General features: G+C 67.3%; 23 protein-coding genes. 9 read left to right on the top strand and 14 right to left on the bottom strand.

Annotated elements, in window-relative coordinates; translation table 11 throughout:
- The 3 genes from G3N96_RS24985 to G3N96_RS24975 form a co-directional block, all read left to right on the top strand.
- On the top strand, positions 1–296 hold a 296-nt coding region (locus tag G3N96_RS24985), incomplete at its 5' end, for an energy transducer TonB (protein ID WP_206138836.1).
- 14 nt (positions 297–310) lie between these two features.
- Positions 311–1042, top strand: a complete 732-nt coding sequence (locus G3N96_RS24980; protein WP_124585586.1) for a MotA/TolQ/ExbB proton channel family protein — start codon at positions 311–313, stop codon at positions 1040–1042.
- On the top strand, positions 1039–1461 hold the full coding sequence (locus tag G3N96_RS24975; protein ID WP_206138835.1) for a biopolymer transporter ExbD: 423 nt from the start codon (positions 1039–1041) through the stop codon (positions 1459–1461). The genes G3N96_RS24980 and G3N96_RS24975 overlap by 4 nt, the downstream gene beginning before the upstream one ends.
- A 60-nt stretch (positions 1462–1521) precedes the next feature.
- On the opposite strand, the gene G3N96_RS24970 is transcribed toward G3N96_RS24975, so the two are convergent.
- Positions 1522–1860, bottom strand: a complete 339-nt coding sequence (locus G3N96_RS24970; protein ID WP_124585589.1) for a helix-turn-helix transcriptional regulator — start codon at positions 1858–1860, stop codon at positions 1522–1524.
- Positions 1861–1939: 79 nt separating this feature from the next.
- Between G3N96_RS24970 and G3N96_RS24965 the strand changes: the two genes are divergently transcribed.
- A complete protein-coding gene (locus G3N96_RS24965) occupies positions 1940–2839 on the top strand; it encodes a hypothetical protein (RefSeq protein WP_069252403.1) in 900 nt (299 codons plus the stop codon).
- Positions 2840–3046: 207 nt separating this feature from the next.
- Complete coding sequence (locus G3N96_RS39900; protein ID WP_089429039.1) at positions 3047–3277, top strand: hypothetical protein; 231 nt, start codon at positions 3047–3049, stop codon at positions 3275–3277.
- A gap of 97 nt (positions 3278–3374) precedes the next feature.
- Here the strand turns inward: G3N96_RS39900 and G3N96_RS24955 are convergent, their stop codons facing one another.
- From G3N96_RS24955 to G3N96_RS24925, 7 genes are all read right to left on the bottom strand, one after another.
- Complete coding sequence (locus tag G3N96_RS24955) at positions 3375–4382, bottom strand: aldo/keto reductase (protein WP_206138833.1); 1008 nt, start codon at positions 4380–4382, stop codon at positions 3375–3377.
- A 51-nt stretch (positions 4383–4433) separates the two neighbouring features.
- The gene (locus tag G3N96_RS24950) at positions 4434–4760 is read right to left on the bottom strand and encodes a carboxymuconolactone decarboxylase family protein (RefSeq protein ID WP_039369463.1); all 327 of its coding nucleotides are present in this window, start codon (positions 4758–4760) and stop codon (positions 4434–4436) included.
- Positions 4761–4892: 132 nt separating this feature from the next.
- Complete coding sequence (locus G3N96_RS24945; RefSeq protein WP_206138832.1) at positions 4893–5786, bottom strand: LysR family transcriptional regulator; 894 nt, start codon at positions 5784–5786, stop codon at positions 4893–4895.
- A gap of 82 nt (positions 5787–5868) precedes the next feature.
- Positions 5869–6759 carry an alpha/beta hydrolase family protein gene (locus tag G3N96_RS24940; protein ID WP_124585597.1) on the bottom strand — a complete coding sequence of 297 codons (891 nt, stop codon included), beginning with the start codon at positions 6757–6759 and terminating at the stop codon, positions 5869–5871.
- A 97-nt stretch (positions 6760–6856) separates the two neighbouring features.
- Positions 6857–7597: an alpha/beta hydrolase gene (locus tag G3N96_RS24935; RefSeq protein WP_206138831.1), complete on the bottom strand. Its 741-nt coding sequence runs from the start codon at positions 7595–7597 to the stop codon at positions 6857–6859.
- Positions 7594–8400: a DinB family protein gene (locus tag G3N96_RS24930; RefSeq protein ID WP_206138830.1), complete on the bottom strand. Its 807-nt coding sequence runs from the start codon at positions 8398–8400 to the stop codon at positions 7594–7596. The genes G3N96_RS24935 and G3N96_RS24930 overlap by 4 nt, the downstream gene beginning before the upstream one ends.
- 88 nt (positions 8401–8488) lie before the next feature.
- The gene (locus tag G3N96_RS24925; protein ID WP_206138829.1) at positions 8489–9259 is read right to left on the bottom strand and encodes an alpha/beta hydrolase; all 771 of its coding nucleotides are present in this window, start codon (positions 9257–9259) and stop codon (positions 8489–8491) included.
- Between the two features lie 182 nt (positions 9260–9441).
- On the opposite strand from G3N96_RS24925, the gene G3N96_RS24920 reads away from it, so the two are divergent.
- On the top strand, positions 9442–10038 hold the full coding sequence (locus tag G3N96_RS24920; RefSeq protein ID WP_206138828.1) for a TetR/AcrR family transcriptional regulator: 597 nt from the start codon (positions 9442–9444) through the stop codon (positions 10036–10038).
- A 69-nt stretch (positions 10039–10107) separates the two neighbouring features.
- On the opposite strand, the gene G3N96_RS24915 is transcribed toward G3N96_RS24920, so the two are convergent.
- Together G3N96_RS24915 and G3N96_RS24910 are read right to left on the bottom strand one after the other, a co-directional pair.
- The gene (locus G3N96_RS24915; RefSeq protein WP_206138827.1) at positions 10108–10539 is read right to left on the bottom strand and encodes a YciI family protein; all 432 of its coding nucleotides are present in this window, start codon (positions 10537–10539) and stop codon (positions 10108–10110) included.
- A gap of 160 nt (positions 10540–10699) precedes the next feature.
- Positions 10700–12463, bottom strand: coding sequence for an ATP-binding protein (locus tag G3N96_RS24910; protein ID WP_206138826.1), 1764 nt, complete (start codon positions 12461–12463; stop codon positions 10700–10702).
- A 162-nt stretch (positions 12464–12625) separates the two neighbouring features.
- Between G3N96_RS24910 and G3N96_RS24905 the strand changes: the two genes are divergently transcribed.
- A complete protein-coding gene (locus tag G3N96_RS24905) occupies positions 12626–12856 on the top strand; it encodes a hypothetical protein (protein ID WP_034186060.1) in 231 nt (76 codons plus the stop codon).
- A 41-nt stretch (positions 12857–12897) separates the two neighbouring features.
- Here the strand turns inward: G3N96_RS24905 and G3N96_RS39360 are convergent, their stop codons facing one another.
- The 4 genes from G3N96_RS39360 to G3N96_RS24885 form a co-directional block, all read right to left on the bottom strand.
- On the bottom strand, positions 12898–13074 hold the full coding sequence (locus G3N96_RS39360; protein WP_241022813.1) for a hypothetical protein: 177 nt from the start codon (positions 13072–13074) through the stop codon (positions 12898–12900).
- A 143-nt stretch (positions 13075–13217) separates the two neighbouring features.
- Entirely contained in the window at positions 13218–14639 is a 1422-nt protein-coding gene (locus G3N96_RS24895; protein WP_124585607.1) for an MFS transporter, read from the bottom strand.
- A gap of 164 nt (positions 14640–14803) precedes the next feature.
- Positions 14804–15565, bottom strand: coding sequence for an ABC transporter permease (locus G3N96_RS24890; RefSeq protein ID WP_083266168.1), 762 nt, complete (start codon positions 15563–15565; stop codon positions 14804–14806).
- 3 nt (positions 15566–15568) lie between these two features.
- The gene (locus tag G3N96_RS24885; protein ID WP_124585610.1) at positions 15569–16513 is read right to left on the bottom strand and encodes an ABC transporter ATP-binding protein; all 945 of its coding nucleotides are present in this window, start codon (positions 16511–16513) and stop codon (positions 15569–15571) included.
- A gap of 434 nt (positions 16514–16947) precedes the next feature.
- Between G3N96_RS24885 and G3N96_RS24880 the strand changes: the two genes are divergently transcribed.
- Both G3N96_RS24880 and G3N96_RS24875 read left to right on the top strand, forming a co-directional pair.
- The gene (locus G3N96_RS24880; protein ID WP_206138825.1) at positions 16948–17244 is read left to right on the top strand and encodes a cupin domain-containing protein; all 297 of its coding nucleotides are present in this window, start codon (positions 16948–16950) and stop codon (positions 17242–17244) included.
- Between the two features lie 616 nt (positions 17245–17860).
- Positions 17861–19465 carry a DUF2957 domain-containing protein gene (locus tag G3N96_RS24875; RefSeq protein ID WP_206138824.1) on the top strand — a complete coding sequence of 535 codons (1605 nt, stop codon included), beginning with the start codon at positions 17861–17863 and terminating at the stop codon, positions 19463–19465.
- Positions 19466–19493: the final 28 nt, after the last annotated feature.

The raw sequence follows: 19493 nt of genomic DNA, 5'->3' as shown, positions 1-19493 counted from the left end.
CTCCGGCGCCTGCGATACCGCGCTTCGTCGCGCATCCCGAATGTGCGCTGGTCCCCCCCGACTACCCGCTGCAGTCGCTGCGCGCGGGTGAGCATGGCACCGCGCTTGTCGAACTCGAGACCGACGCGGCAGGCCGGGTCGTCGCCGCGCGGATCGTGGCCGGCAGCGGCTCTCCGCGTCTCGACGCGGCGGCGCGCGACGCGGTGCTGGCGAGCCGCTGCGCGCCGCATGTGGAAAACGGCACGGCGTTACCCATGCGGGCGCGCGTGCCGATCACGTTCAATCTCGACGAATGACAGGACACTTCATCATGACAGTCTATGGAATCGGTCACGTATGGGCGCAGGGCGACCCGATGACGCGTGCGGTTGCGCTGTCGCTCGTCGCGATGTCGATCGCGTCGTGGGCGGTGATCGTGATCAAGTCGATCGAACTGATCGGCGTCCGGTGGCGCGCGGGGGACGTGGAAGCCCGGCTGCGGGCCGCCGACGGGATGCACGCGCCTGACGTGCAGGGCGTGCCGTTCATCGATATCGTGCGCGCGGGTGAAGTGGCGGTCGCGCATCATGAAGCGATCCGGCACCGGCTGCACGACCGGGTCGACGCAAGCGACTGGCTGTCGCGCAGCCTGAAGACGTCGGTCGACGAATCGGCGGCACGCATGCAGCGCGGGCTCGGCGCGCTCGCGTCGATCGGCAGCACCGCGCCGTTCGTCGGCCTGCTGGGCACCGTGTGGGGGATCTATCACGCGCTGCTGTCGCTCGGTGCCGCCGGCGATGCGAGCCTCGACCGCGTGGCCGGGCCGGTTGGCGAGGCGCTCGTGATGACGGCGTTCGGACTGTGCGTCGCGATCCCCGCGGTGCTCGGCTATCACGCGCTGGTGCGATTGTCGCGCGATATCGTCGCGCGCCTGAACCGCTTCGCGCATGGGCTGCACCTGTTGCTGCTCACGGGCAGCGGGCCCTCGGCGGCCGCAAGCGCCGGACGCGCGGCAGGAATGCCGGCCGATCTGCGGCCGGCTCCCGACGGAGCACGAGCATGAATGACGATGCGGCCGGTGGCAACGACGGGATGGCCCTGGCGGCGGACATCAACATGACGCCGCTGATCGACGTGATGCTCGTGTTGCTGGTGGTGTTCATGGTGACGTTGCCGGTGCTGCATCACGCCGCGCACGTGACGTTGCCGCAGGCGGCGAGCGCGCGCGAGGCGCGGCCCGGGCCGCACGTGGATGTCGTGATCGACGCCAGCGGCGGCGTGAGCTGGGACGCGCATCCGGTGTCGAATGCCGAACTGCAGGCGCGCCTTGCCGAGGCGGCTCGCGCCGCGCCCCAACCGGAAGTGCGCCTGTCGGCCGATCGCGCGGCCCGCTACGACAGCATCGCGAAGTTGCTGTCGGCGGCACAGGCCGCAGGCATTGCAAAGATCGGTTTCGTCACCGATCCCGCCGCCGGCCGATAACACGCGGCGCGCTGCTGCCGCGCCGGCGATGCGAGCGGGTGGCACCGCCCGGCCGCGACGTCACCCATCATCCACCTTCGCCTGCAGCCCCTTCAGCCCCTGGATCACGACCAGCAGCGCGCGCCCATGCTCATCCGACCCGTCCCACGCGTCGACGATCGCGTCGCGCAGCAGGTCGTTGTACTGGCGGCGCGACGGCCCGGTATCGACACCATAGAAACTGCATAGCTTATTGAATGGCGCGCTGCGCCGCAGCCGGTGCCCGTTCGACAGCCTCAGGCGCGATACGGTCGGCTGGCTGACCCCGGAAAGTCGCGCGATTTCGCTGGACGAGCGTGTATCTGCCATCAGGCGGCGCAACAGGTCTTGAACGGGAAAATCTTGGTCCGGGGCTTCCATGCGATGCATTATACCTATACAGTTACGGCTGTTGAATGGGCTTGCTGTCACCGGCGAGGCTGTATCCCCGAGAAAGTTGATGACACTGAAACACCTCCCACCCACGTTCTGCTGGACCAAGATCGGTACCGAGTCCGGCGAGGAACTGCCGACCGTCGTGCTCCGCAAGGAATGGGAGCGCAGGCTCGGGGGCGGGCGTTTTCTGTGGGGCATCAACCAGCCGCTCGGCAGCAGCGCGCAAGTCGCCGCGCATCGCACGGGCTCGCTGCTCGCGCTGTTTTCGCCGGTCGCATCGCGCCCGCGCGCGGGCGAGCGCAAAGACATGCTGCTGTGGAACGCATGGGTCGACGCAAGCGGGCAGGTGCGGCCGTTGCCGCCGCACACGTTCATCGCCAGCCGCTCGACCTTGCCGTCGGGCCGGCGCCGCGAGCAGCACTACGCGCTCGTGTGCGCGTCGTCCACCGCGCTGACGGTCGGCACGCAATTGCGCGTGTTTCCCGATCACCTGCGCAGCGTGAGCACCGGCCAGCCGCTTGGCGCCGCGCAGGGCGCGGCCGTGGTCGATTGCGTCGGGCGTGCGAAGGAGCAGACGGGCAAGAGCTATCCGCTCGCGCTGTCGGTCGAGCTCGAAGCACCGTATTTCGTGCGGCTCGCGCAGCCGTGCGTGCTGAAGGCACGCGATCTCGCGGAAGTGAACAAGGCCACGCGCGCGGGTGATTTCGATCGCTTCGTCGAGCTCGTCGCGCGTTTGCGCGGCCGTTCGCCGACGGACGCCGTGCGCGGCGTCACGCGCGATCTGTTCGATGTGCCGCCGATCGAAACGGCCGCCGCGTATGTTGCGCCCACGCACGCGGCGCGATTGCGCAACCGGCCGGCGGCCGAGCATCCGCGTGATCTCACCGGCGACCTGTTCGACCTGTCGCCGGGTGAAGCGGCCGCGTTCGCGGGCCTTGCGCATCCCCGTATCGGGCGCGCGTGACGAAACGCACGCAGCGGATCGCGCAAGAATTTGTTGCAATCTCGCCATAGCGGAGCGGCGAGCGCAGAGAGACAATCGGCACGAAGCGCGCTGCGCGGCGGCCGATGCGTCGACACTCGATGGGTCGTGGTTCACGCCGCCGACATGCGCACCACGCACACTGAGCGTCGGCGTGCTTCACACTGCAATCCTGAGGGAGAAGTGTCGATGTCGACCCACATCTGTTCGCGGGAAGCCCGGGCCGCGCAGCGCTTCGTCGAAGCCACGCGCAATGTCGATCAGGCGTTTCGCGCCGTGCGCGGCGAAAGCGACGACGACGTTTCGTCGGCCGAATACGCACTTGCGATGTCGCGCCTCGATCGTGCGCTCGACGAGCTGGCGCGTGCGCAGGAATTTTTCGATCGCGTCGTCAGCGCCGACACAGCGCACGACAACTGATCGCGCGGCGTCAACGTGAAAGCGCGTCGTGCGACGTGCTTTCATCATCTTGCCGGGCATCGCGCCCGGCATGTCATTCAGTCATCCCGTTCCAACTTCAGACTTTGCGGCCTTCGACCGGATAGCTGGGATCGGTATAGCCGTGCGTCGATGCATGCCCGGGCGGCACGAGCGAGTCGACGAACCGTTCGTCGTCCGGGCCGAGTTCGAGTGTCAACGCATCGATGTAGCTGTCCCAATGCGCTTCGGTGCGCGGCCCCGCGATCGTCGAGCTGACGATGCGGTTCTTCATGACCCACGCGAGCGCGAACGCAACCGACGTCGTGCCGCGCGCGGCGGCATGCGCGGCCACCTGCTGCGCGATGTGCAACGATTCCGGGCGCCATTCCGTTTGATGTATACGACGGTCGCCGCGGCCCGCGCGCGAATCGGCGGGCGGCTGCGCATCGACTGCGTATTTGCCGGTCAATACACCGCGCGCGAGCGGGCTGTACGGCACGACGCCGATCCCGTAGTGCGCGGCGGCCGGCAGTTGTTCGACCTCGGCCGTGCGATCGACGAGGTTGTACAGCGGTTCACTCGCGACCGGGCGATCGATGCCGAGCTGATCCGCGAGCCGCACGATCTCGGCGATGCGCCAGCCCTTGAAATTCGACAGCCCGAAGTAGCGCACCTTGCCTTGCCGGATCAGGTCGGCGATCGCGCGCATGCCTTCGTCGAGCGGCGCATCGGTCAGCGCACGATGGAAATAGAGGATGTCGATGTAATCGGTACCGAGCCGCTTCAGGCTCGCGTCGACCGATTCGACGATCCATTTGCGCGACTGGCCCTGCCGGTTCGGTCCTGCGTCCGGCCCGGCCGGATGGCCGAACTTCGTCGCGACGACCCAGCTGTCGCGACGCGACGCAATCGCGCGGCCGACGACTTCTTCCGAACGGCCGGCGTGATAGACGTCGGCCGTGTCGATGAAATTGACGCCCTGGTCGAACGCCTTGTCGATGATGCGCGCCGAGGTCGCTTCGTCGGTCTCGCCGCCGAACATCATTGCGCCGAGACACAGCGGCGACACCTTGAGCGCGCTGCGCCCGAGATAGCGGTAATCCATGAAGGCTCTATGCGGGCGTGTGCCCGCCAGTTGAAGGATGAGGTGCCGCGCTTACACGCCGGCTTCGTCGAACACGCGCTGCGCGATCGTCAGCGCCGAGCTTGCGGTCGGCCAGCCCGAGTAGAACGCGAGGTGCGTGATCGCTTCGACCAGCTCGTCGCGCGTGAGGCCGTTGTCGAGCGCTTTCTTCAGGTGGAACGGCAGCTCGTTGACGCGATACAGCGACACGAGGCTCGCGACCGTGACGAGGCTGCGATCGCGCGGCGACAGGCCGGGGCGCTGCCAGACGTCGCCGAACAGCACATTGTCGGTGTAGTCGGCGAGGGCGGGGGCAATGGCGCCGAACGCTTTGCGTGCGGCGGAAGTCGGTTCGGACATCGAGCGCTCCAGGGAAAGTGGGGAACACCGTCGATGGTAGCCGCCGATGCGTCTATCGATAATCCCCGGCAATCCGCATGCACTTATCGACCCGATTCATGAATCGCGGCGCAGGTGCGGCGCAAAGCGGGCTCATGCGCGATAGCGCAGCGCATCGACGATCACCGCGAGCGCGCGCGACGATTGCCGCCGGCTCGCGTAGTACAGGTGATGGCCGGGGAACGTCGGGCACCAGTCGGCGAGCACGCTGTCGAGGCGGCCGGCGGCGACATGCGGCGCCGCGAGGTCGGCCGGCACGTAGGCGAGCCCGTAGCCCGCGAGCGCCGCATCGAGGGTTTCGTAGGTGCCGTTGAACGTGACCTGCCCATCGACGCGCACCTGCAGCATGTCTTCCCCGCGCGCGAGCTCCCACGCGTACAGCGCGCCGTGCGTCGGCAGGCGCAGGTTGATGCAGTCGTGCGCGACCAGATCCTGCGGCGACACGGGGCGCGCGCGTTCCGCGAAATACGCGGGCGCGCCGACGATCGCCATCTTCATGTCGGCCGAGATGCGTACCGCGATCATGTCCTTCGCCACTTGGTCGCCGAGCCGGACGCCGACGTCGAAGCGCTCCGCGACGATGTCGGACAGCCCGTAGTCGTTCACGAACTCGACCTTCAGGTCGCGGTAGTCGCGCAGGACCGGCGCGAGCTTCGGCCACAGCAGCGTGCGGATCACGAAGTCGGTCGCGTTGATGCGCACGGTGCCCGCGGGTTGGTCGCGCAGTTCCGCGAGGGCAGCCAGTTCGGCCTCGATTTCGTCGAAGCGCGGCGCGAGATTGAGCAGCAGGCGCTCGCCGGCGTCGGTCGGCGCCACGCTGCGTGTCGTGCGCGTGAGCAGCCGCACGCCGAGGCGCGTTTCGAGCGAGCGGATCGTATGGCTGAGCGCGGATTGCGAGACGCCGAGCTGAGCGGCCGCCCGCGTGAAACTGCGCTCGCGCGCGACGGCGATGAAGGCGAGGAGATCCGCAAAGTTGTCGCGCGGCATGGCGGGTGTCGGGTGGTCGATGCCCGCGCATCGTACCACCGGGTTCGCCGGGCCGCGTCGCGGCGCGGCGATGCGGCGTGCGTCAGCCCGCGCGCGTCATGCCCGGCGCATGGGGCGCCGGATGGTACGCATAGCCGCGCTGCTGGAACGACGTCGCGAAGAACTGCATCTGGTAGCGGATCGCATTCGCCCAGTAATCCCACGTATGACCGCCCGGCCGCTCCGCATAGTCGTGCGGCACGCCGAGCGCGACGAGCCGTTCGTGCAGCGTGCGGTTCGAGCCGACGAGCGCGTCGTCGCGGCCGCAATCGATCGTCAGGTCGAGATGCGCGCGCACGAACGCGCCGGCGCTGGCGACGATCACGTTGCGGTTCCAGAACGACGGATGGCGGTCGGGGTCGCCGAACACGTGTGCGATGCCCGGCTCGTCCGAGCAGCAGCGCGGATCGACCGCCCCGCTGATGCTGCCGACCGCGCCGAACGTGTCGGGCCGGTCGAGCGCGATGCGCAACGCGCCGAAGCCGCCCATGCTGAGCCCGGTGATCGCGCGGGCGCGCTGCGTCGCAATCGTGCGGAAGTGCGAATCGACGTAGGACACGACTTCGTCGCCGATGAAGGTTTCGTAGCGGCTGCCCGAGTCGAACGGGCTGTCGATGTACCAGCTCTCGTGCCCGCCGTCGGGCATCACGAGGATCACGTGGTAGCGGTCGGCCAGCGCGGCGATGCGCGTGTTCGACGTCCAGTCGGTGTGATCGCCGCCCGAGCCGTGCAACAGGTAGACGACCGGATAGCGGTCGCCGTCGCGGATGCCGCGCGCATAGGCGTCGGGCAGCACGACGGTGGCCTTGAGCGTCTCGTTCATCGCGGCGCTGGGAATCACGACGACCCGCGCGTGGAAGGCGAGAGCAGGGCCCGAAATGGCGAGCAGCAGAATCAGCCAGAAAGCGCGTGCCAGGTGTGTCGATCCTCGCATGTGTCGATCCCGTCCGGCGCAGACGCCGGGAAAACCCTGTTGTGGCGACTCTAGCAACCGCGCCTTTCAACCAAATTTCGGCGAATCCTACGGGTTGTCAGGCGGGCGGCGCGGACACGATGCGCTCGAGCGCCGCGCGAAACGCATCGGGTTGCTCGGCCGGGATCAGGTGCCCGCAGCGCTCGATCGTGTCGAAGCCGGCGCAGCGCGCGAGCGCCCAGTCGGGCAGGTGCCAGCCCGCGCGCGAGCGTTCGCCGGCCATCAGCCAGACCGGATGACGCGCGAACACGTGCGCGAGTGCCTGAAGATAGCCCGGTTCGCCCGTCGTCGCGACCACCGAGCGGCCCATCGCGCGCAGCGTCGATGCCGGCTGATGCGCGAGCCAGCGGCGGGCGTCGTCGACGAGGCCCGGCGACGGCGCGTCGATCGCGCCACGCAGCCAGCCGTGCGGATCGGCACGCAGGCCGTCGAGCATCGCATCGGCTTCGGCGGGCGTCATGCGGCCGACCGACGCCGACCAGAACGCATCGTCGAGCGTGAAGTTGCCCTCGACGTTGACGATCCGCCGCACGCGTTCCGGGTGCGCATGCGCGAACAGCATCGCGATTGCCCCGCCGACCGAGTGGCCGACGACATCGACCGGCTGCGCGCCGAAGTGCGTAGCGACGGTATGCCGAAGGTGCTCGACCTGCGCGGCAAGCGTGATCGTGTCGGACGGTACCGAGCGATGCGTGCCGTAGCCGAGCAGGTCGGGGGCGAGATGCGGGCCGTTCCACCCGCGCACGTCGAGCGTGCCGATGAAGCCGTGGATGAAGACGACGGGCGTGGGCTGGGTCATGCGGCGGGCGCGGAGGGAAGAGGCGGCAACTCGAGTTCGGCGAGCAGTTCGTCGAGTTCGAGCACGTGGGTGCGGTCGTGGTCGAGCAATTCGCGCACGAGTTCGTCGAGCGACATGCGGCGGAGGCCGTCGCGCAGCCCGCAGCGTGCGCGTTGCGCGGAATCGAGCGCGGCCGCGGTTGCACACAGCGCGGCGCGGCCCGTACGGAACGCCGTGACCGCAGCGTCGAGCGGCTGCGCGAGATAGTCGCGTTGCGCGGCGAGCGCGGTGCCGTCGACGGATGCAATCACGGGCAGGTCGAGCGTGCGTACGGCGTCGATGCGCTCGGCGAACACCGCGTCGAGATCGCGCAGGTGGCACGCATGCTCGGCGAGCGAGAAGCCCGTGCCGTCGGGGCGGCGTGTCCACAGTGCGGCCGGCACGTGCGCCGCATACGCGGCGAGCCGATCGGGCAGGCGCGCCAGCGCGGCGACGACGTCGGTGAACGGCAGCAGTTGCGGATGCGCGCTGAACACCGCGCCATAGCTGAACAACGTGCCGCCGAGCCGCCCGCGCGCCTGCACGACGTCGTGGCCGTGACGGCGCATGACTTCCGCGACCATCGCGCCGCAGAACTGGCGGGCGGTGGTGTCGGTTTCGATTTCGGGGAATTTGTGCGCGATCTCGTGCTGGATCGCACCGATCGCGGCGACGCCCACGCGCGACAGCGCCGCGAATTCGACGTAACGCTCGGGTTGCGCGATCAGCCCTTCGAGCTGTGCGCCGAGCGGCGTGGTGCGGAAGCGGTCGAAGCGGGAATGCATGACGGAAGGATGTTGGCGAGTAACGTATCAAAACGATACGTTACTCGCCGAGGGGACGTCAACAGGCGGAATCGGGCAAGACCTGGGCTCACTCCTCGCCGGCGCCCTTGGCTGCCTGTTCGATCAGCTTCGCGACTTCGGCCGGGTGCGAGATGTACGCGACGTGGCTCGATTTGAGCTCGATCGTCTTGCTGCCGGCGCGTTGCGTCATGAAGCGTTCGAGCTCGGGGTTGATCGCGCGGTCGGCCGTGGCGACCACTGCCCAGCTCGGCTTCGTCCGCCATGCGGCATGCGTGATCGGCACGCCGAACGACTGCGCGGCCGGCGTCACCTGCGAGATCGCCATGAATTTCGCTTCGGCGGCCGGCACGTCGGCCGCGAAGTCGGCGTGGAACGACGCTTCGTCGAAATACAGATGGCCGTCCTCGGTGGCCTTGATCGCCTTCGTCGCGGGCGGCGTCTTCTTGGTCAGGTCGAGCGGGCTTTCGCCGGTGTCGGGCTGGAACGCGGCCACGTAGACGAGGCCCGCGACCTTGTCGTCGTTGCCGGCTTCGGTGATCACCGCGCCGCCGTAGCTGTGGCCGACGAGGATGCTCGGGCCGTCCTGCGCGTCGACGGCACGCCGGGTTGCCTTCACGTCGTCGTCGAACGACGTTTCCGGTTGCTGAACGACGGAAACCTTGTAGCCGTCACGCGTCAGGATGTTCGAGACGGCTTGCCAGCCCGAGCCGTCGGCGAAGTAGCCGTGAACCAGCACGACGTTCTTGACGGGGGCGGCGACGGCCGCGTGCGAACCGAATGCGGCGGCGGACACGGCGAGTGCGGCGGCGATGTGGCGAAGTTGGGAAAAGCGCTTCATTTTCATTCTCCAGAAGGAAGACAGGGTGGGAAACCGTCGGATATCGACAGGCGTCTTGTTCTGTCGATGAAGTCATCCTACTAGTAGGTAGGCTAATCGGCAAGGAGAATGTGCGGCTGGAAAAGACTATCTCATGGCGGTAAACTATCGCTGTTTTTCATCCGACTAGATGGTAGGCAAATATGACGGTAACGGGGGACAGTACGGCGGGCCGCATTCTCGAGGCCGGGCGCCAACTGATCATGCGGCGCGGCTACAGCGGGTTCAGCTATGCCGACATCGCCGACGCGATCGACATCCGGAAGGCGAGCATCCATCACCATTTCCCGACGAAGGCGGATCTGGCGGTCGCGGTGCTGCAGCAGTCGCAGGCGAATTTCGATGCCGACATGTCGCTGCTCGACGCGAGCGGTGCCGACGCACTGGTGCAGATGCGCGCGTACATCGGCTACTGGGAACGCTGCATCGCGGACGACAGCGCGCCGTTCTGCGTCGCCGGCATGCTCGGCGCGGAGCTGCCCGCGCTGCCCGACGAAGTCGCGCGGGCGGTGAGGGCGCATTTCGACGACCTCGCCGCATGGCTGGTGCGCGTGCTCGAGGCGGGGGTGAGAGACGGCATCGTGCAGCCGGACGTGTCGGTGCGGACCGAGGCCGCGACGTTCGTGTCGCTGGTCTACGGCGCGATGCTCGCCGCGCGGGCCTACGGCAATGCCGGGATGTTCCGGGACGTGACCGGCGGCGCGGTCGAGCGGCTCGCGGTGCCGCGCACACGCGGTTGAGCCGCGCACGCATCAGCGGGTAGCGGCGGCGCCCGGCGGTGACGCGAAACCGTCCGGCGCCGCCGCGATTTACGCGTGTTTTCCGGCGTCGGCCTGTGCGTTCAACCTCGCTTTCTGCGCTTGCAATGCTTCCGTGAACGCCGGGCTGAAGTCTTCCGCCTCGAACAGCGGGCGGATCTCGATGTCGGAGTCGCCGGGCATCGGGTTCGGGCAGCGCTTCACCCATTCGACTGCCTCTTCCATCGATTTCACCTGCCACAGCCAGAAGCCGGCGACGAGTTCCTTCGTTTCGGCGAACGGGCCGTCGCTGACGGTGCGGTTCTTTCCGGCAAAGTGCACACGCTTGCCGCGCATGCTCGGGTGCAGCCCGTCGGCGGCGAGCAGGATGCCGGCTTGCGCCAGTTCTTCGTTGAACCGGCCCATCGCGGCGATCATTTCCGGGTCGGGCATCCGGCCGGATTCGGAATCGGTGGTGGCCTTGACGATGACGAGGACGCGCATGATGGACTCTCCTTGAGTGGAATGAGGGGGCGCCGCCGGTCGTGCCGACGGCAAAAACGATCGGTTACGACAACACGACGCGCCAGGGCGACGCGAATCGACATCGCAGGAAAGAAATCTCAAGGGTGACCGGCGTGTGCGGCGTTGCGCCGGCAATCCGTCATGTCGTGCCGGCGCCCGCATCGAGCGCGCTGCGGATCCGGGCGGCGAGTTCGTCGCGCCGGTATGGCTTGCCGAGCAGCATCACGCCGGGGTCCAGCCGTCCCGCATGGAAGATCTCGTCTCGCGTGTAGCCGGACGTGAACAGCACGGGCAACGGCGGCTTGCGCAGCGCGGCACGGCGTCCGAGTTCGCCGCCCTTCACGCGGCCGGGCATGATCACGTCGGTAAACAGCAGGTCGATTGGCGTCTCGCTGTCGAGCACGCGCAATGCGGCTTCGCCGCTGGACGCCGTGATGACCTTGTAGCCGAGTTGCGCGAGCATGTCGACCACGGTCAGGCGGACGTCCGCATCGTCCTCGACGACGAGGATGGTCTCGCGGCCGCGCACCGCGTCGTGCTGCGGCATGCGGGCCTGCTCCTCGGCCGCGCCGTGGCAGCGCGGAAACGTGAGGCGCACGGTGGTGCCTTGGCCCGGCGTGCTGTCGATCGACACATGGCCGCCGCTCTGCTTGACGAAGCCGAACACCATGCTGAGCCCGAGCCCCGTGCCTTCGCCATCCGGCTTGGTCGTGAAGAACGGTTCGAACGCGCGCTCGAGCACGTCGGCCGTCATGCCGGTGCCCGTGTCGGCAAGCTCGAGCGTCACGTATTCGCCGGGTGGCGTCGGCGCGCGGCCGGCGTCCGACGCATCGCCTGACTGCACGTTGTAGGCGGCGATCGTCAGCGTGCCGTCGCCGCGCATCGCGTCACGCGCATTGAGCGCAAGGTTCAGGAGTGCGTTTTCGAGCTGGTGCCGGTCGGCGAGCACGTTGCCGACATCGGGCGACAGTGCGGGGACGATCCGGACCGTTTCGCCGAGCGCGCGGCGCAGCATCTCGCTCATGTCCACGATCAGTTGCCGCGGATTCAGCGTCGTCGGCGCGAGCGGCTGGCGGCGCGCGAAGGCGAGCAGATGCGACGCCAGTTTCGCACCGCGCCGCACGGCGTTGTTCGCGTTCTCGATCCGGGGTTGCGCGCCCGCATGGGCACCGAGTTCGACGGAGAGGATCTGCAGGTTGCCGCTGATCACCTGCAGCACGTTGTTGAAGTCGTGCGCGATGCCGCCGGTCAGGTTGCCGATCGCTTCCATCTTCTGTGCATGACGCAACTGTTCCTCGATCGCCGCGCGCTCCGCGATCGCGTCGGTCACGCGCTGCTCGAGCGTCTCGGTCAGGTCGCGCAGCCGGGCATTGGACGCCTGCAGCGCCGCTTCCGCGCGATCGCGGTGGCGCGTGGCGAGCACGCGTTCGGTGGTCTCGACGACGACGGCGAGCACGCCGCCCGGTGCACCGTCGTCGTCGGGGATCGGGCTGTAGTGCAGATCCATCCAGACGTCTTCGGGGCGGCCGCTGCGCAGCAGCACGAGGGCCTTGTCGCGATAGGACAGCGTGCCGCCGGCGAGGCAGGTGTTCATCACGTTGCGGTTGAAATCGGCGACTTCGGGCCAGCCGAGTTCGACCGGCTTGCCGAGCAGATACGGATGGCGCCCGCCGGCGAACCCGGCATACGCGTCGTTGTAGATCATGTAGCCGGGGCGGCCCCACAGCATCACCAGCGGCAGCGGCGACGCGAGCACCGTGCGCACGGCCGTGACGAGGCTGGCCGGCCACCCGTCGAGCGGGCCCAGCCCGGTGGCGGCCCAGTCGAATGCGGCGATGCGCCGGGCCATGTCACCCTGCCAGCCGGTACAAGCGTGATGCTGCGCGAACAACTCGACATGCATGGGAGCGCTCCGATGAGGACATGCGGTCTCGGGCGGGGGGACAAGTCGCGAAAGCGTGCTCCATTCTAGGGCAGATCGATTCGTGCGGCGACGCTGCGCCGTTCCGGAGCCCGTCGTCAAAACTGGTATGCTGATCCTCACCACGTTCACGCGGAGGGCGCCATGGCTGCTAAGGAAGTCTCGAAGAAGAAGTACCTGAAAATCCTGAACAAACGCCTGCGCGCCGAGCCGGCGGCTCCGGCCGGCGCGTCGTTTGTCTTTTTCCCGCTGGGTGCGAAGGCGAAGCACGCGACGGGTGTCGTGTCCGGCGACACGCGCAGCAAGCGCGAACTGGCGGTGATGGCCGCGGTGCAGCGCAAGGCGGCCGAAGAGTTCGTCGTCGCCGGCGCCTGACCGGAACCTGCTGCACCACGCTGGATTGCCGCCTCCGCGACTTACGCGGCGGCGGCCTCGCAATGCGCGATCGCGCCGGCGAGCATGCGCGGGATGTCGTGCGTGAGGGCCGGGCCGGGCGTGCAGGTCGGATGCGCGTCCGCGACGAGCGCCGGATTGGCCACGAGGAAGTCGGGCAGTGCACCCATCTCGCCGACCTCGAAATGCGGAACGGTCACGCTGCTTTCCCTCGACGGCGTGATGCCGACGGCCGCGAGGCTCGCGGCCAGTTGCGGAAAGTTGGAAAGCGTGCCCGTTTCGATGCCGACGACGTCGTCGTTCGTCGACCAAACGAAGAACTGGCTGAAGCCTGATCAGGCGCTCAGGACATCTCGTCCGCCGCCGCCGCATAGCGGCCACCGCCACCCGCTTCATCGCCCGCCGCGAGCTGTTCCAGCGCGAGGCCCTTCGTCTCGATCCCGAGCGTCCACACGGCCAGCGCGGCTGCGATGAACGACAGCGCGCCGAGCGTGAACACGCCGCCCTGGCCGAACACCGGCAGCACGACGCCGACCACGTAAGGCCCGATCAACGAGCCGACGCGCCCGATCGCCGACGCGAAGCCCGAGCCCGTCGCCCGCGCGCCGGTGCCGTACAACTCCGGCGTGTACGTGTACAGCGCGGCCCACATCCCGAACAGGAAGAACTGCATCGCGAGGCCGGTGACGATCAGCAGCGTCGTGCTGCCGCCGTACAGCGCGCTCTGGCCGTACGCAAACGCCATCACGCCGCCGCCGATCAGCGACGCGATGCAGGTCGGCTTGCGTCCCCAGCGTTCGACGAGCCACGCGGCGCACAGGAAGCCCGGCACGCCGCCGAGCGAGATCAGCACCGTGTAGAACACCGATTTCGTGACCTCGAAGCCGGCCTGCTGCAGCAGCGCGCCGAGCCACGACGTGAGGCCGTAGAAACCGAGCAGCGCGAAGAACCACAGCAGCCACACCATCACCGTGCGGCGGCGGTACACGCCGCTCCAGATTTCGCGTAGCGCGCCGTGGCCACGCGCGACGACCGGCTCGGCGAGCCGTGACGGCGGCGGCAGCGTCGTGACGCCAGCCGAGCGCATCACCTTCGCCTCGATCGTGTGCATCACCGTGTCGGCTTCCGTGTGCCGACCCGCATGCTCGAGCCAGCGCGGCGATTCCGGCACGATGCGACGCACGACGAGCACGAACACCGCGGGAATCGCGAGCAGCGCGAACACCGTGCGCCAGCCGAACTGCGGCAGCACGAAGTACGCGACGATGCCGGCCGTGATGAAGCCGAGCGGCCAGAAGCCGTCCATCAGCGCGATCAGGCGGCCGCGCTTCTCGGTCGGCACGAATTCGGACAGCAAGGTCTGCGCGACCGGGAATTCCATGCCCATCCCGATCCCGAGCAGCACGCGGTAGACGATCAGCGCGTCGACGCTCTGCGCGGTCGAGCACAGATAAGAGGCCGCGCCCCACAGCACCATGCTCCACTGGAACACGGGCCGGCGGCCGAAGCGATCGGCGAGCAGGCCGGCGACGGCCGCGCCGAGCACCATCCCGAAGAAGCTCGCGCTCGCGACGAGGCCGGCGGCCGCGGTCGACAGCCCGAACTCCTTGCGGATCGAGCCCAGCACGAATGTCATCGTGCCGAGGTCGACCGAGTCGAAGAAGAATGCGATCGCGATGATGAAGAAGATCCGCTTGTGATAGCCGGAGAACGGCAGGCGTTCGAGCCGGGCGGCGGCGGAGGCGGGAGCGGTGGCGGCGGGCATGGCGTCCTCTGAAATGAAAAGGGGCCGCGAAGCGCGTGCTTCGCGGCCCCGATGCTTCATCTTCAGTAGACGCGACCACAAAATGCCGCATCAGAGGAAAAGCGCCGCCTGCTTGCCCAAATGCGTCATCGGCGGCGGCGCGGGGTGCGGCCGTCGCGCATCAATTAATTCTTCAGCTTGTAGCCGGTGCGGAACATCCACGCGACGATCGCCAGCAGGATCACGAGGAACAGCGACGTCGCGCCGAGGCTGACGCCCACGTGCACGTCGGCGATCCCGTAGAACGACCAGCGGAAGCCGCTGACCAGGTAGACGATCGGGTTGAACAGCGTGACGACGCGCCACGCGGGCGGCAGCATGTCGACCGAGTAGAAGCTGCCGCCGAGGAACGTGAGCGGCGTGATGATCAAGAGCGGCACGAGCTGCAGCTTCTCGAAGCTGTCGGCCCAGATGCCGATCACGAAGCCGAACAGGCTGAACGTGACCGCCGTCAGCACGAGGAACAGCACCATCCAGAACGGATGCAGGATGTGCAGCGGCACGAACAGGCCGGCCGTGGCGAGGATGATCACGCCGAGCAGGATCGACTTCGACGCGGCCGCGCCCACGTACGCGATCACGATCTCCCAGTACGACACGGGCGCGGAGAGAATCTCGTAGATCGTGCCCGTGAAGCGCGGGAAGTAGATGCCGAACGACGCGTTCGAGATGCTCTGCGACAGCAGCGACAGCATCACGAGGCCCGGCACGATGAACGAACCGTAGCCGATGCCGTTCACGTCGCTGATGCGCGAGCCGATCGCGGAGCCGAACACCACGAAGTACAGCGACGTGGAGATCACCGGCGCGATGATGCTCTGCATCAGCGTGCGGCGCGTGCGGGCCATTTCTGCGCGGTAGATCGCGCGGATGCCATGCAGGTTCATACGTCAGGCTCCTTGCGTGCCGTTGCGGCGGTTGTCGATCAGGCTGACGAAAATGTCCTCGAGCGAGCTCTGCGTCGTGTGCAGGTCGCGGAAGCCGATGCCGGCCGAGCCGAGCGCGTTGATCAGCTTCGCGATGCTCGCGTCGTCGCGCTGCGAGTCGTACGTGTAGACGAGCGCGGCGCCGTCGGCCGCGCGTTCGAGCCCGAACGGCGCGAGCGCGGGCGGCACGTCCGCGAGCGGGTGCTCGAGCTGCACGGTGAGCTGCTTCTTGCCGAGCTTGCGCATCAGCTCGTGCTTTTCCTCGACGAGCACGAGCTCGCCGCCGAGGATGATGCCGATCCGGTCGGCCATTTCCTCGGCTTCCTCGATGTAGTGCGTGGTCAGCAGGATCGTCACGCCGTTGTCGCGCAGCGAATCGACGAGCTTCCACATGTCGCGGCGCAGCTCGACGTCGACGCCGGCCGTCGGTTCGTCGAGAAACAGGATGCGCGGCTCGTGCGACAGCGCCTTCGCGATCATCACGCGGCGCTTCATGCCGCCCGACAACGTCATCAGCTTGTTGTCGCGCTTGTCCCACAGCGACAGCGCTTTCAGCGTCTTCTCGATGTACGCGGGATCGGGCGCCTTGCCGAACAGGCCGCGGCTGAACGATACGGTCGCCCACACGGTCTCGAACGCGTCGGTGGTCAGTTCCTGCGGCACGAGGCCGATCAGTTCCCGGGCCGCGCGGTAGTGATCGCGGATGTCGTGGCCGCCGACCGTCACGCGGCCTTCGGTCGGCGTGACGATGCCGCAGATCGAGCCGATCAGCGTCGTCTTGCCCGCGCCGTTCGGCCCGAGCAACGCGAAGATCTCGCCGGGGCGGATGTCGAGGGTCACGTGCTTCAGCGCCTGGAAGCCGGACGCGTAAGTCTTGGAGAGGTCGGAGACGGAAAGGATCGGTTGCATGCTCACGGAGGGCACGGCCGGCCGGCGCGACGGCGTGCGCCGTGCGTGCCCGGCGTCGCCGCCGCTGCGAAGCGGCCGGGACCGGGGACGGCATGGCGAACGGGCGTCATGTCGAACGGCGTTGTGGTGCGGGATCGCGGGATCGCCATATTAGCAATCGGTAGATGGAAATGCATTCTCGTGGAAAGGGCGTACGTTGCCGGTGCCGGATTTGCGTGAATTGACCGAGCATCGCGGAATAACGCGGCGATTTATTTGCGGTGCGTGAACAATGAGTGCCGTTTTCGGCGAACCGGGCTGCGATCGGGTTTCCGCTCGGTGGAGGCGCGGCCGGCCGGCCGACTGTGCCGCCCGAAGGCTGTCGCGCCGTACCGGGACGGCATGCGTCGCGCTCGCGATAATGCGTTCCTTTCATCGTTCACGGAGCGGGGCGCATGTCTTTGATCGATTTCAAATCCGTGGCGGCAGCGCAGCCCGTCGCGTGGAAATCCACGATCGTCGGCGAGGTCGGGCCGGCCAGGATCAAGGTGCTGCGCATGGATGCGCAGGCTTACGAAGCGGAAGTGCACGACTACAACGAGGGGCTGCTGGTGCTCGACGGCCGGATGCTGCTCCAGGTCGCAGGCGAGACGATCATCGTGGAGGCCGGGCAGATGTACCTCGCGCGCGCCGGTGTGTCTCATGCGGTGCTGCCGGGCAGCCACGGCACGCTCGCGATCATCGACGTGTAAGGTTGCGCCGCAACATGCAGGCGGGCGGCTGAGGCCCGGCTGGCTTGGCCAGGCGCGGATTGGCGGTCGTCATTCAAACGCGTGTTATACCGCCCGGTATTTGTCTGAGCAAATAAAAAGAAGGCTGTTTGAAAAACTGTCAAATACCGTGTAAACGCTAGGATTGCGTGGTTTCGGTCGTTTGGAACTCTGCATCCATTTACTTGTGGGTATCGTCCGATCATAGTCTCCACAAACGACGCATCACGATAACGAATCAAGCGTACGGATGGAGACCAATTCATGAGACGCCTATCCGCGGGGCCAGTCGGACTGCCGTTTCCCGTTTTTTCGCTGAATGCAGGCGCGATGCAGATCGCCTACCTGCGTTGCCCTATCGCCGTGTAGCGGCGAACCACTTCCCGTTTCGATCGTTCTCACGGCGCCTTGCTGCTTGACGGCGCCGCGGGAGAGCGCTTGTCTGCCGCCGCGGCGTGTGCCGCATTTGCCTGACCGGCATCGCGGCCGTCTTGCGCGCACCATCATGCGCCGCGCGTTCGTGCCGCGGCGCGATACCAACCGGCGGGCCATGCAGCCTGTCCGGACGAGACTTGTCGTACCTGAAAAGGAGGGGTTGATGATTTGCATTCCTGAATGGCGGAAGGCGATTCTGTCGTGCGCGGTGCTGGCGCTGCCGTTCGTTGCCGGCTGCGGCGGCGGCGACGATCCAGGGCCGATCAACGTGCCGCAGTGCTCGGGCAGCGCATGCGGGCCGAGCGGGGCCGAAACGACGCCGCCCGTCGTGACGAAGCTGTGTCCGGACGCGCTCGATTACACGACGACTTATACGGGCGGCGCAGGCAGCGGCGAGTACGTGAAGGTGAAGTTCGACACCACGAAGCTCACCTATCAGATGCAATTCCTCGACTCGTCCGTGCCGACGTCTGCGGGGCAGATCAACAACACGCGAGCGGGCCTGACGATCAGCGGCGCGTTCCATCATCCGACCAATCTTCCGACCGCCGAGCAGAACCGCTGCGCGTTCGTGCTCGACAGCGGCGCGACGAGCGATGGCGCTTATGCGGTGACGATCAATCGCGCGGATCCGCCGATGCTGTTCGTCGGTAACGGTGTGGTCGGTGGCGGGATTCCGGGCGCGACGATCGCGTTCCAGGGCATCGAACTTGCGCCGGGTTTCTTTATTGGCTCGGTGCCGTCGCGCACGTTCGACTTCTATCCGTTCATTGGCTTTACCAACACTGAAACGGATTTCACGAAGGTAGCCGGCGCGTACAATGAAGTCGGCATTCACCTGTCGCCTACGGGCACCGGCTATCAGACCACGACGCCGCAAGGATGGCAGCCGGACGTCGTGAACTGGAACCAGACGCTGAATGCTGACGGGACGTGCACGATCACGCAGGGGAGCGACTACTCCTGCAGAACGACCGGGATGCCGTGGACGTTGCGCAAGAATGCGGACGGCACGCCCGACAACGTGTTCGTCAGCAACGCGCCGGCTGGCCAGCCGTATCCGAGTGCGGGCCAGGGGCAACCGCTCGTGATCATCACGCCGAGCCAGGCGCACGGCGTGATGATCGTCGGCAAGCTGAACGGCGCGCTGGTGCCGGTCGTGATTCGTGTCGGCTATGCGTATGCCGCGCCGGGCAACCCGCTGGGTTCAGTGGCGGATGCGGAGGTCGGCATCTCGATGCTCGCGCCTTCCAAAGCCGTGGCGACGAACCTGCTGAAGGGCGGATTCATCGGTGCGACGAGCGCATCCGCGTGCGGTGTGGTGACCAACAACGGGCCGTCGAGCAACGCAGCGGTTTCCGGGCCGGGCTTCAATGGGCTCGTCCCGCATCCGGACCTGCCAGGCGTGTACAACACCACATTCAATTTCTTCTCGCCGTCTGCCGGCAACTGTACCGACGGCACCGCCGTATCGACCATCGCGGCGAACTACACGTCGACGCTCTTCCAGGGCAATACCGCGGCATTCATCGATCCGCAGACGTCGTCGGAGACGGCTCAGTTCGGGCTGGACTATACGCAGACGTCGCCCGGCAAGATCGCGGTCACGGCCAACAGCGACTTCAACGCGAAAGGCGCCAGCGGCAACGTGGCGATCTTCAAGAAGGGCGATACGGGCTGGATCGTGACAGCCGGCAACGTCTACGCGATGGTCGTCAACAACAGCCAGGTCAACCCGTTCTTCACGGTCGGCGCGTTCGTCCAGTAACCCTGCACTGAACACGTAACACCGGCGG

The sequence above is a fragment of the Burkholderia sp. Se-20373 genome, from assembly GCF_017104705.1.
Classification (GTDB): Bacteria; Pseudomonadota; Gammaproteobacteria; order Burkholderiales; family Burkholderiaceae; genus Burkholderia.
This window is presented reverse-complemented; position numbering and strand designations above follow the sequence as displayed.